Here is a 13,574-nt window from a genome sequence, read left to right as displayed (position 1 = left end):
GATACCCATGAAATTACTTCACATAGTGGGGGACAGGTGAAGTTTAATGCTAGCAATAGTGCATATCCTGTTGAGAAGGATTTTGGTTTTTTTATCCAAAATCATATCAAAACACTTGACACTTTTGGAGAATGGTATTTTAACCCAACCACTAGAAAAATTAACATCTACTTTGGAAACCAAAACCCATCTTCAATGAAGGTGGAAGTAAGTACACTTGATAACCTATTGATTAAAGACTATAGGGATGCAAATATTACAATAGAGAATTTAAATTTTAAAGGAGTTAATGCTGATGCCATTAGATTAGAAGGAGGAAAAAACATTAAAATCTTTGATTCTGAAATCAATTTTGTAGGAGTAAATGGTATTCTCGCATTAAGTGTGGTTGATTTACAAATAGAGCGAAATAACTTTACTAATACTTATAACAATGGCATGTACCTTAGGTATGGTAATGACAATGCAATCATAAAAGACAATGAAATTAGAAAGACTGCTTTAATAGCGGGTAGGACCCAAAATCAGGATGCTGCAGGAATTGGTATTTTCGCTTATGGAGAGAAAGTATTGGTTCAAAACAATATTGTAATCAATTCAGGGTTTAACGGAATCCAATTTAGTGGTAACTATTCCATTGTTAAAAATAATTATATAGATACTTTTTGCCAGATAAAAGGTGATGGTGGCGGGATTTATACTTTTGGAGGTGTTAAATACCAAGGGTTTAAAGGAAGAAAAATAGAGGGAAATATTGTAGTGAACAGTATTGGTAGTAGAGGTGGAATTCCGGACAAAGGAATGAATTATAGGCCTTTGGCAGAAGGTATTTTTCTAGATGACCATTCTAATAATATTGAGATTACGGGAAATACTGTGGGTAATACTGAGAACAATGGCTTGAAAATGTCAAACGTCAACAATATCCTTGTTGAGAACAATACTTTCTTTAATTCACATACATCCATTACTTTAGGAAATAATGTTATTGGAGATGATACCAGAGGAGTTACCATCAACAATAACCAACTTTTTGCTAAGACTGCAGATCAAAACACCTACAATATCAACACCCACAAAGATGATCTGGAAATAATGGCTGAATTTGATAGAAACTTTTTCAGACCTTTGGGTGATGCCTTCAGTATTTATAATGAATATACTAAAAACGGAAAATCTATAGCTTCCATTGACAACTTAAAACAATGGACTGAAAAATTTGGTAAAGACAAAAATTCTGTAAGCAATTCAGTAGACTTGGCCACTTATTCTATAGATAAAAAAATTGGATCAAGCCTTTACTCTAATTCTTCATTCGATAAGAATACGAATGGTATTTCTTGCAGCAATTGCTCTCAGAAATGGGATGCAAATAGTAAAATGAATGGTGGAAGTATTAAAGTTACTAATTCTGGAAATGGTGCTTTAAAATTGAACTTAGGGAAATTAAAAAAAGACAAAACGTATTTGTTAAAGTTTAAAGCTTTGGCCAATAAAGAAGCAAATATTCAAACTTATTTGAGGTATACCGGAACTCCTTGGGAAAAATTATCCGGGGTGACTACTTTCCAAATTAGGAAGGACCTAGATACTTTTGAGGTATTGGTATCTCCATTTATAGATGCTGAAGAGGTATCCCTCCTGATTACTGCTTCTGAGGATGATTTAACTTATTGGATAGATGACCTAGAGTTTGTGGAAGTTGAAGCGTCTTTTGTTGACCCTGATGAGGAAATTATATTTGAATTTAATCCTACCAAAAACAGCAAGACTATTGCTTTATCCGGTGAATATGTGAATGCTAAACTCGAAAAATTCTCAGGTAAAGTAACCATCCCTGCGTACGGGTCTGTAGTGCTATTGCGTGTTTCCAAAGATCCTCAGGTTGAGAAAGTGGAGGAGGAAGAAAAAAATACAGCAGAAGTTGAGGCTTTTTATTACCATTTTGGAGATAAAGGAGCAATCACTTATAAAGGAAATGTGTTTGAAAAACTAAGCACGGAATACTTTCTTACTTCCGGATCAAATGTTTCCAATGTTATAAATGGAAGTGATGAAAGCCTGTTTCAATCAGAAAGGTTTGACAATGAGCTTCAATTTGAGATCCCTGTTGGAAATGGCAGCTACACGGTGGTGACCTATCACAATGAGTTGTATTATGGTCAAAATGGAAGGTCTCAAAAAGCAGGTCAAAGGGTTTTTGATATTGTGATGGAAGGTGAATTAGTAAAAGATAACCTTGATCTTTTCTTGGAAAATAGTAACCAAGAAACCACACTTTCTTTCGATAAAATACAAGTAGTTGATGGTTATTTAAACCTTGACCTTAAAGCATCTGTCAACAATGCTTCTATTTCTGCGATTGCCATTATTCCGGAAAGCAAAGAGATATTAAAACCTAGTATAAGCTTATCCATTAAAGAGAGTACCTCTCAACTAACCGAAGGCGATAAACTTACCTTGATTAGTGAAATTTCTAACTTGGATGATAATGTAGAAAAAGTTGAATTCTATTGCGGTTTGAAATTGGTTGGTACATGTGTTGAAAAGCCTTTCCAAGCTGTTATTGAAGAAATACCTTCAGGAGAAAATTATGTATGGGCTACAGTTACAGATAAAATGGGAAATGTTAATACCTCTGAAGAAGTGGAATTTACAGCCAAAGAAAAAGTTGTAGTAGTTGAAGAAAACAATTCGAGTGAATTGGTTGAAGGACAATTTTATCATTTTGGTTTTGGTGGAAACATCGTATATAATGGTCAGGACTTTATTAATTTAAATCGGGACTATTTATTGTCTTCAGGATCAAATGTTTCCGTTTATGAGGAAGGAAGTAAGGAAAAATTGTTTCAATCTGCAAGGTTCAACGATGAGCTTTTATTCAAAATTCCTGTAGAAAATGGCACGTATACCGTAGTTACGTATCACAAAGAATTGTATTTTGGTGAAAATGGAAGGGATGAAAAAGCCGGTCAACGTGTTTTTGACATTAGCATTGAAGGTAAAGTTGTAAAAGATAACTTGGACCTTTATTTGGAAAATAATAATCAAGAAACTGAACTCATTTTCAATTCAATAGAAATAATAGACGGTTATTTAAACTTAGATCTTAAGGCTTCTTCCAATAATGCTTTGATTTCTGCCATAGCCATTGTTCCAGAATCAGCAACTCCTCAGGACTTGGGAGGTTTTACGATGCATCTTAACACAAGTGAACAAAGTGAAGTTCTTTACCAGGAAAATAGTTTTGTCTCCGGTGCCAAATATATCAGTTCATCAAGTAGCAATACTTCAAGCAATACAAGTGCGAGTAGTGAAAAACTTTTCCAATCTGAAAGATATGCCAAGCAAATAAATTTTGATATCCCTGTAGCAAATGGCACCTATACTATAAAAACCTACCACAATGAGTTGTACTTTGGTAAAGGTGGTGCTACAGCTAGAGAAGGTAGAAGGGTATATGACATCTTTTTAGAAGACGAAATAGTAGCTGACAATTTTGACATCTTTAAATACAATAATAATAACCAAACCATTCTTACTTATGAAGGTATTGAAGTAAAAGATGGTGTTTTAAATCTTGATTTAATTGCAAGTGTAAACAATGCTTCTATTTCCGGGATATCTATTATTGAAGAGTCTAATAATTCAACCCTACCTACCGGTTCTGATCACATGTTTTTCTTAAATACCGGAAGTGATTCGGATGCATCCTTGAGTGGCATAACATATCTCGCAGAATCAAAGACTGATAAATATTATAATGATGGTACCGGTAGCTACAACAACACCAAAGCAAATGTAGAAAGCCTATTTCAAACTGAAAGAAGTGGAAAAAACTTGGTGTACACCATTCCTGTTCCAAATGGTACTTATACGGTATTTACTATGCACCATGAGGTATGGTTTGGATATGGAGGAGGAACTGCCAAAGCCGGTAAAAGAGTTTTCGATATCGCTTTGCAGGGTGAAGTTTTAAAAAATAATTTTGATTTGTTTGTTGAAAATAAAAATGCTCCCACAATGTTGGCTTTTGAAAACATCCAAGTTACCAATGGTCAGTTGACTTTGGAATTGAATGCATCTGTCAATAACGCAAGTATCTCTGGTATAGCAATCGTAGGAAGTGCTGCCAAAGGTGGAGAAATTGCGGCAAATCTCAGAACTGCTCAGGATGGTTATTCTAGAGGATATAAAGAAATGGGAGAAAGAGGTTATAAAGAAATGGATGTTTATACTGAAACTATTACTCGTGACGAGGTTAGAATTTTTCCAAATCCGGCCAAAGGAAGAGCTACTTTAGAACTTAATGCTGAAATAGGATTGGGAAGAGTGATTATTCACAATATGAATGGTCAATTGGTTAGCCATTTTGATTTGGCAAGCATTAAAACTGGTGATAATCAGTTTAACATTCCTCTTGATAATCTTTCTCAAGGCGTATATCTTGTAAGTATAAGTAATGAGCAGACAGTCATCAATAAACAACGACTTATCGTAAATCCATAATTTTCAGTTTAATTATAGCAAAAAAATGTCCCGAATTCTTTTGGGACATTTTTTTGCTATCAGAAATATTGATGCCAAAATCACCATAAAAACTCAGTCTTCACATTAGCTAATTTTAATGTAATTAGACCACTCCCTACGAGCCCTAGAGTAAAACTCGAGCTAAAAAGTTATTATTAGGACATTTATAAATTATATGACCTATAAAGAAAGAATAAATAGAAAATAAGGAATGGTATAAATCAAATTTAATTCGCTTTTTTACACGACATATTTTAAGTTTGTTCATTATGAAAGTTTATAGAACCAAAAAGGGGATTGTAATAGAAAAAAGCAATCATTTTTATACTTTGCCTGATGAGGATTGGGATGCATTTATCAATGATGACAATCTATATAATAAGGTCAACCATATTATCCAATCTTCTGAGATTTCCAACGATGGCCATCATTGGATCAAGGATGGTTTATTGGCTCCTGTTGACAATCAAGAAGTATGGGCAAGTGGAGTGACCTATTTTAAAAGTAAATTGGGCAGACAAGAAGAATCAAAAGACAGTGGGGGAGGGACTTTTTATGAAAAAGTTTATAATGCTGCTCGACCGGAATTGTTTATGAAAGCCACGGGCCCCAATGTTAGAGGACATTTGCAAAAGGTGCGCATCAGAAAAGATTCTACTTGGGATGTTCCTGAACCTGAATTAACCTTACTCATAAGTTCTACAGGAAAAATTTTGGGCTATACCATAGGGAATGACATGAGCTCTAGAAGTATAGAGGGGAAAACCCCTTGTATCTTCCACAGGCTAAGGTATACAAAGGGAGTGCTGCCATAGGCCCTTGTATACTGGTCACCGATCAACCTTTACCAAGAGATACAGAAATTAAATTAGAGGTTATCAGAGATAGTAATTTGATTTTTAGTGATACCATTACCATAGATCAGATTAAGAGGGAACTCAATGAGCTGGTGAAATATTTGTATGCAGAGTATGATTTTCAATCAGGTTCATTTTTAATGACAGGAACAGGGATTGTACCGGGAAGTGACTTTACTTTGGCCTCTAAAGATGTTGTTAAAATTCAAATAAGTGGAATTGGTACCTTAATAAACCCTGTAGAATAAAAAACAAGTAAATATAGCTTTGATTTGTGCCTAGGATGCTAAAGCTTTGCTAGTGGGCTAGTTAATTTTAGGTGACAACTAAATCACTTTTGAAATCAAAATTTTAAAGCAATTCTAAGCCTTCAAGTCAATTATTTTACCTAATTTTGAATCCCATAAGAATATAAACAAAATTTCATATAACCATTCTTATGGCTGCGTCTACAAAACATATATTTATTACCGGAGGAGTTACTTCCTCACTTGGAAAAGGAATAATAGCTGCCTCATTGGCCAAGCTTCTTCAATCAAGAGGAATTTCTGTTACAATCCAAAAATTTGATCCTTACCTAAACATTGATCCAGGGACTTTGAACCCCTACGAACATGGTGAATGCTATGTTACGGAGGATGGCGCAGAAACTGATTTGGATTTAGGACACTATGAAAGATTCTTAAATTCAACAACTTCTCAAGGAAACAATGTAACCACAGGAAGGATCTATAATAATGTCATCACTAAAGAACGGAATGGTGAATTTTTAGGCAAAACCGTGCAAGTGATTCCACATATTACAGATGAGATAAAAAACAATTTTTATAAACTTGGAAATGATGGAAAGTATGATGTAATCATTACTGAAATCGGAGGGTGTGTAGGGGATATTGAATCCCTTCCATTTGTGGAAGCAGTAAGGCAAGCAAGATGGGATCTAGGCCCCAATAACTTTTTGGTAATCCATCTCACATTAATCCCATTTCTCTCAGCTGCCAAGGAATTAAAAACCAAACCTACACAACATTCTGTAAAGCAATTATTGGAAGCAGGTGTACAACCGGATATTCTTGTTTGTAGAACAGAACACCATTTACCTGTAGATGTTAAAAAGAAAATAGCCCAATTCTGTAATGTTCAATTGAATTGTGTAATAGAGGCAATGGATGCTGACTCTATTTATGATGTTCCATTATTGATGAAAAAAGAGCGTCTAGATGAACGGGTGATGACCAAATTAAAAATCACCTCTAAAACCAATACTGAATTAGAACAATGGAAGGAATTTTTGGGTAAGCTCAAAAACCCTACCATGGAGGTGGATATTGCACTAATTGGAAAATATGTTTCTCTACCTGATGCCTATAAATCCATCATCGAATCATTTATTCATGCTGGAACCTCTTTAGAATGTAAAGTAAACTTACATTTGGTGTCTTCTGAGGAATTGAATGAGGTGAATATTGGAAAAAAGCTGGAATTAATGGATGGTGTTTTAGTGGCGCCTGGTTTTGGAGTTAGAGGGCTGGAAGGAAAACTTATTGCTACAAAGTATGCAAGAGAGAATTTAATTCCTTTCTTTGGCATTTGTTTAGGGATGCAGGTAGCTGTTATTGAGTTTGCCAGAAATGTTTTAGGAAAAGCAGACGCATCTTCCAGTGAATTGGAACCTGATTGTAAAGATCCGGTTATTTTCCTAATGGAAGAGCAAAAAGGAGTTAAACAAATGGGAGGAACCATGCGTCTTGGGGCATATCCATGTGAAATGAAAAAGGGATCTAACGCCTATAAGGCTTATGGAAAACCTAAAATCACAGAGAGGCATAGACACCGATATGAGTTCAATAACAAGTACCTTAAGGAATTTGAAGAAAAGGGAATGTTAGCTTCCGGAAAGAATCCTGATAAGGGTTTAGTTGAGATTATAGAATTAAAAGATCATCCTTGGTTTGTTGGAACCCAATTTCATCCGGAATACAAAAGTACTGTTTTGAACCCCCACCCATTATTTGTGCGGTTTATCAAGGCAGTGAGTGACAATAAAAGGAATAAATCTTAAAATAATTAATTAGTGACAGGTATTTACCTGCATCAAACAACCGATTGAATTATGGATAAAAATCAAGCGACAGGACTAATTCTTTTCGCAGCGGTAATTTTGGTTTATTCGCTCTTTTTTGCGAGTGATCCACAACCAGTTATCGAACCCCAAAAAAGCAATGGAAGTACACAAGTACAATCTAGTGCTGGAGAAACTGAGCAAGGTATTGAGGCAAATGATAATGTAAATGTTGATAGTCTCCAAAATGTTGCAGCAATGCAGAAATATGGTGACTTTTCGAACCTTGTAAATGGACAGGAAAGTGAAACAGTACTTGAAAATGATGATGTAAAAATTACATTGTCAAACAAAGGTGGTGAAATTCAACAAGTCGAAATCAAAGGTTTCAAGACCTATGACCAGAAACCACTTATAATTTTTGATAGCGAAACAGGAACGATAGATTATAGAATTAAAGCTGCAAAAGGAGAGTTAAGCTTAAACGATCTTTTCTTTGAGGTAAATGAATCTAGTGAAGTTATTGACGAAGTAAAGGTTAGTACTGTAACTTTTACTGCCAATGCCGGTTCAGGAACGATAGTAAGAAAATACCATTTACCTGCAACAGGTTACCAGCTTTCTCATAAAATAGAAGGCCAAGGATTGAATAACTTGATTAATGATGATGTATTGACCATCAACTGGCAGAGTGAACTCAAAAGGCTGGAAGAGGATATGGGAGAATCCAGAAGGAAAACCTATATGAATTTTTATACATCTGATGAAACCTACGATTATTTATCTACCGGCGAAGGTGATGATTCAGAACAGGTCGGAGAACCAATAAAGTGGGTGGCTTTTAAGCAGCGATTTTTTACTTCCGGTATAATTGCCAAAGAGCAGTTTAACAATGGTAATTTAGCCCAGGAGACTCCTATAGACTCGTCGTATGTTAAAAACATGTCGGCAACTTTACAACTTCCTATCAATGGAGAGGTGAGTTATTATTTTGGGCCTAATAATTATAAGGTGCTCAAAAATGTTACACCGGAGTTTGATAAAAATGTAGACATGGGCTATATTTTTGTTAGTTGGGTAAATAAATACATCATAGTGAACTTGTTTCATTGGCTTGAGAATTTCTTCAATAACTATGGAGTAATTATCATATTGATTGTATTCATTATTAAGTTGTTCTTATTGCCTTTGACTTATAAGTCCTATATTGGTATGGCTAAAATGAGGGTGATTAAGCCTGAAATAGATGAGTTAAAAGAAAAATACGGGGAAGATCAAACCAAAATGCAACAAGAGCAAATGAAGCTCTTTAGCCAACTAGGTGTAAGTCCTATTTCTGGTTGCTTGCCTATGGTGCTTCAAATGCCCTTTTTATTGGCGATGTTCTTTTTCTTTCCTAATTCCATTGAATTAAGACAGGAGTCCTTTTTGTGGGCACATGATCTTTCTACTTATGACTCAATAGTCAACCTGCCCTTTACCATACCCTTTTATGGTTCACATGTAAGTTTATTTACCTTACTAATGACTGTGTCTCAAATTGCCTATACGCATTTCAACAACCAGTTGACTACTGCCCAAGGGCCTATGAAGAACATTGGCTACGTAATGCCTGTAGTGTTTATGTTTGTTTTAAACTCATTCCCCGCAGCACTTAGTTTCTATTATTTTGTATCCAATATGGTTACTTTCGGTCAGCAATATTTGATCAAACAGTTTGTAGATGATGATAAAATCAGAGCCAAAGTGGAAGAAAGTAAACTTAAAAATGCAAATAAGAAAAAATCTAAGTTTCAGATGAAAATAGAGCAGGCAATGAAAGCTGCAGAAAATAATAAGACTGAAACCAAAAAAAGAAAAGGGAAGAAATAAAAAGATCTTTTCGAATAAATAACAAAAAGGCATGGAAAACACCATGCCTTTTTTTGTTATTTCCAAGTTCGGTTTTACTAAACATTAAATTAAGCATTAAAGATCCTCTATACCATTGCTCTACCTAATGGTAAAATCGGCAAATGCATATAATGTAAATCAGTATTAAATACAACTTGGTATGTTAAAGGTTAAGCATTAGAGTGAAAGCCAATATTCCTTTTGTTGTTTTGGAATAAAATCTGGTGGAATTACTGATTTAATTTAAGTTTTTAAGAGCCCGCTAATGGTTAAGCAAATTCACCACCAATGTAAATCTTTTATGCTAGTGTTAAACCACTAATTATTAAATGGTTACTCTAGTTTTTCTGTTGATTATTCCTTCAATTCCCAATTATTAACTACCGGATCGTTTGGGCTTGCTGGTCATAGTTCGGATTAAAATGATATATTTGTAATCGCATGAAAAATCGAAATTCAATATAATCTATGATTGAACTGAAGTATTTTGGTCATTCGACTTTCTTGGTAACAATAGGAGGAAAATCATTGATATTTGATCCTTTTATTTCACCCAATCCACTTGCCTCCAACATTGAAATAGATAAGATCAAAACGGATTATGTTTTGGTCAGTCATGGACATGAAGATCATGTATTCGATGTGGAAACAATTGTTACAAACAATGAGGCCACTTTGGTTTCAAATTTTGAAATAGTTACTTGGTTTCAGAACAAAGGGGTGAAAAATGTTTGGGGGATGAATCATGGTGGTTCCAAAGTATTTGATTTCGGAAAAATTAAATATGTGAATGCCGTACATAGCAGTGCTCTTCCGGATGGTACAAATGGTGGCAATCCGGGAGGTTTTGTAGTTGAATCGGAGCATGGTACTTTTTATTATGCTGGAGATACTGCATTAAGTTATGATATGAAATTAATTGGAGAATCCTTTGACGTTGATTTTGCAATTTTACCAATTGGGGATAACTTTACCATGGGTATTACCGATGCCTTAAAAGCTGCTGATTTTGTCGGGACTGATAAAATTATTGGCATGCACTATGATACCTTTGAACCAATTATAATTGATAGAGTTAAAGTAAAAAGAGAGGCAGAAAAAAGTGGGAAAGAATTGATTTTGCTAAACATAGGAGAAAGTATTTCGCTATAAAAGACAATGGGAAAAGTAATCGCAATAGCCAACCAAAAAGGAGGCGTAGGAAAAACCACTACTGCCATGAATCTTGCAGCCAGCTTGGCTGTATTAGAATATAGAACTTTGGTGATCGATGCAGATCCCCAGGCAAATACCACGTCTGGGCTGGGCTTTGATCCTAAGGAAATAGAAACAAGCATTTATGAGTGCATGGTCAATGAAAGTGATATTAATGAAATCATCATATCCACTGAAATTGACCATTTGGATTTGGTACCATCACATATAGATCTGGTAGGAGCGGAAGTTGAGATGGTGAACCTAGAGGAAAGAGAGGAGAAAATGCGGAGTGTAATCCAGGAAGTAAGGGATCGTTATGATTTTATCATCATAGATTGTTCACCTTCTCTTGGACTAATCACAATCAATGCTTTGACGGCTTCTAACTCAGTAGTAATTCCCGTACAATGTGAATATTTTGCATTAGAAGGTTTAGGTAAATTATTGAATACCATCAAAATTATTCAAACCAGATTAAATCAAGAACTTGAGATTGAAGGTATACTATTAACAATGTATGACGTTAGACTAAGACTATCGAATCAAGTTGTGGAAGAGGTTCGAATGCATTTTAAAGACATGACTTTTGATACCATCATTCCCAGGAATGTAAAATTGAGTGAGTCACCTAGCTTTGGTATGCCCGTAGTGGCTTTTGATGCTACAGGAAAAGGAGCTGTTGCCTACTTAAATTTGGCCAATGAGATAGCCATTAAAAATGGTATGGCGAAAGAAAATTGAATAAATAATAACAATGGCTGTTAATAAATCAAACATTAAAAAAAGAAGTGCCTTGGGTAAAGGCTTAGGTGCCTTGCTGAAAGATTCTCCGGGAAAGGAGAAAAGTGGTGAGAATAATGAAAAACAAAATCCTGTAGCAGGGATTTTTGAAGTGCCTTTGGATGAGGTTCAAGTAAACCCTTATCAACCAAGGACTCATTTTGACAAGACGGCCTTAGAAGAGCTGTCGGACTCTATAAAAGTACAAGGGATAATTCAGCCCATTACAGTGAGAAGGCTAGCTGATAATGAATACCAGCTGATTTCCGGTGAAAGAAGATTTCAAGCTTCCAAACTCGCAGGTCTTAAGCAAATACCCGCTTACGTTCGTACTGCCAATGACCAGCAAATGCTGGAAATGGCCCTAATAGAAAACATTCAAAGAGAAAACCTTAATGCTTTAGAAATTGCCCATTCTTATCAAAGGTTATTGGCTGAATGTGAACTAAAGCAAGAACAACTAGGAGATAGGGTAGGTAAAAATCGTACAACAGTAAACAATTACCTTCGACTTTTGAAATTACCACCGGATATTCAGGCCGGTATCAGGGATCAAAAAATCAGTATGGGACATGCCAGAGCCTTGATTAATGTTGAGGATGTAGACAAACAACTTGCCATCTTTAAAAAGACGGTGGACGAAGAGTTGAGTGTGAGAAAGGTGGAAGCTTTGGTTAAGGAGTTGAATGACGGATCACCTAAAAAAGCAGATAAAGAAAAAGATTCTTTAGACCCCGTCAAAAAGTATGAAATCAATAAGCTTCAGCAGAAACTGGCTTCTCATTTTGGTACTAAGGTTTCTTTAAAATCAGATAAAAAAGATAAGGGGAAATAAAAATTCCTTTTCACTCGACAAGTGACCTTAACAGGATATTGGAAATTCTAGAATTGATCTAAGTGAAATGCCTAATTTTCTTTATGGCAAATAAAAATAATCCTAAAACAAAGCATTTGCATATTGTTTTAGGATTTTTATGTCTTTTTCTGGTTCATTCCGCAACTGCACAAGAAATAGATTCCAATGACTCTTTAACTACTCCATAGGTTTTGAAGCCCCTAAAAATGTTAAAGATCCTAAAAAAGCGATCTATTTATCTTTAATTTTCCCTGGAGCAGGGCAGGTTTATAATGAAAAAGTCTGGAAATTACCTTTACTTTACAGCGGTGTTTCCACGGCAATTTATTTTTTGAATTTTAACAATAGAAGATACAAAGAATTTATTGCTGCACTTGAGATTGTAAGAGAGGGTACAGAAACCAACCCTTTTCCTAATTTAAATGAAGATGGTATTATAAGAAACGTCAATTATTGGAGGAGAAATAGGGATGCCATGTACATGGTTTTTGGAGCCATTTATGCACTAGGTGCTGTAGATGCATTTGTAGATGCTCATCTCTCCGGATTCGATGTAAGCGATGACCTTACCTTCAAACTTGAACCCAGTATGGAGCCAATGTTGGCAAATAATAATGCCATTGGGCTTTCATTAAAAATAAAATTTTAATATGAATATACTGATATTAGGCTACGGTAAAATGGGTAAAATTATCTCCCAAATGGCAGAGGAAAGAGGCCACCGTATTGTTGCCAAAATTAATATTGAAAATGTAGCAGATCTGGATCATTTGAATACAGATGACATTGATGTAGCCATTGAATTTAGCCAACCGAGTTCTGCGGTGGGGAACATTACCTGGTGCATGCAACACAACGTCCCCGTGGTGGTAGGAACTACCGGATGGATGGAAGAAAAAGAAGCGATGACAGCACTTTGTACCCAAAAGAATGGGGCCTTGTTCTATGCTTCAAATTTCAGCATCGGCGTAAATATCTTTTTAAGGTCAATGCCTTTCTTGCAAAATTAATGAATGAGCAGACGGCCTACCAAGCAGATTTGGAAGAAATCCATCATACAGAAAAGAAAGATGCGCCAAGTGGAACAGCCATTACTTTGGCTGAAGGATTGATTAATAATAACAATAGGTATTCCAAGTGGAAATTAAAAGAAGGGGAGGAAAAAACTGAAGAAGGGGTGCTACCCATTACTTCTAAAAGAATTGACCCGGCACCCGGTACACATATCGTATCCTATACTTCTGACATTGATGATATTACCATCAATCATACAGCACATAATAGAAAAGGCTTTGCTTTAGGTGCGGTATTGGTAGCTGAATGGTTGCCCGGTAAGAAGGGTGTTTTATCAATGAATGATTTTTTGGATTTTTAATAAATAGAAAATGAGTCAAGAAAA

General features: G+C 35.4%; 8 protein-coding genes and 2 pseudogenes. All 10 read left to right on the top strand.

Translation table 11 applies throughout. The features are described 5' to 3' along the window. Positions 1–36: 36 nt before the first annotated feature. The 10 genes and pseudogenes from WG932_RS05825 (at position 37) to dapB (ending at position 13,550) form a co-directional block, all read left to right on the top strand. On the top strand, positions 37–4,509 hold the full coding sequence (locus WG932_RS05825; protein WP_483087300.1) for a malectin domain-containing carbohydrate-binding protein: 4,473 nt from the start codon (positions 37–39) through the stop codon (positions 4,507–4,509). A gap of 290 nt (positions 4,510–4,799) precedes the next feature. Then, positions 4,800–5,345, top strand: coding sequence for a hypothetical protein (locus WG932_RS05820; RefSeq protein WP_483087299.1), 546 nt, complete (start codon positions 4,800–4,802; stop codon positions 5,343–5,345). Beyond that, complete coding sequence (locus WG932_RS05815) at positions 5,300–5,635, top strand: fumarylacetoacetate hydrolase family protein (protein ID WP_483087298.1); 336 nt, start codon at positions 5,300–5,302, stop codon at positions 5,633–5,635. Before WG932_RS05820 ends, WG932_RS05815 begins: the two co-directional genes overlap by 46 nt. A 191-nt stretch (positions 5,636–5,826) precedes the next feature. Further along, positions 5,827–7,449, top strand: a complete 1,623-nt coding sequence (locus WG932_RS05810) for a CTP synthase (RefSeq protein ID WP_014022389.1) — start codon at positions 5,827–5,829, stop codon at positions 7,447–7,449. A 51-nt stretch (positions 7,450–7,500) separates the two neighbouring features. Next, positions 7,501–9,321 (top strand): membrane protein insertase YidC, encoded by a 1,821-nt coding sequence (gene yidC / locus WG932_RS05805; protein WP_483087297.1) that lies wholly within the window; start codon positions 7,501–7,503, stop codon positions 9,319–9,321. A 489-nt stretch (positions 9,322–9,810) separates the two neighbouring features. Beyond that, a complete protein-coding gene (locus tag WG932_RS05800) occupies positions 9,811–10,494 on the top strand; it encodes a metal-dependent hydrolase (RefSeq protein ID WP_014022387.1) in 684 nt (227 codons plus the stop codon). A 6-nt stretch (positions 10,495–10,500) separates the two neighbouring features. Continuing rightward, complete coding sequence (locus tag WG932_RS05795) at positions 10,501–11,280, top strand: ParA family protein (protein ID WP_014022386.1); 780 nt, start codon at positions 10,501–10,503, stop codon at positions 11,278–11,280. 13 nt (positions 11,281–11,293) lie between these two features. Further along, a pseudogene (locus WG932_RS05790) lies at positions 11,294–12,216 on the top strand (ParB/RepB/Spo0J family partition protein). A gap of 143 nt (positions 12,217–12,359) precedes the next feature. Further along, positions 12,360–12,824 carry a DUF5683 domain-containing protein gene (locus WG932_RS05785; protein ID WP_483088583.1) on the top strand — a complete coding sequence of 155 codons (465 nt, stop codon included), beginning with the start codon at positions 12,360–12,362 and terminating at the stop codon, positions 12,822–12,824. 1 nt (position 12,825) lies between these two features. Beyond that, a pseudogene (gene dapB / locus WG932_RS05780) lies at positions 12,826–13,550 on the top strand (4-hydroxy-tetrahydrodipicolinate reductase). Positions 13,551–13,574: the final 24 nt, after the last annotated feature.

It is taken from the genome of Cyclobacterium sp. SOCE241 (genome assembly GCF_056867545.1).
The sequence above is the reverse complement of the archived record's forward strand: the minus strand, read 5'-3'. Positions and strand labels throughout refer to the sequence as shown.

Coding starts and splice junctions, on each gene's coding strand:
- WG932_RS05820 (WP_483087299.1), top strand. CDS start 4,800: ATGAAAGTTTATAGAACCAAAAAGGGGATTGTAATAGAAAAAAGCAAT.
- WG932_RS05810 (WP_014022389.1), top strand. CDS start 5,827: ATGGCTGCGTCTACAAAACATATATTTATTACCGGAGGAGTTACTTCC.
- yidC (WP_483087297.1), top strand. CDS start 7,501: ATGGATAAAAATCAAGCGACAGGACTAATTCTTTTCGCAGCGGTAATT.
- WG932_RS05800 (WP_014022387.1), top strand. CDS start 9,811: ATGATTGAACTGAAGTATTTTGGTCATTCGACTTTCTTGGTAACAATA.
- WG932_RS05795 (WP_014022386.1), top strand. CDS start 10,501: ATGGGAAAAGTAATCGCAATAGCCAACCAAAAAGGAGGCGTAGGAAAA.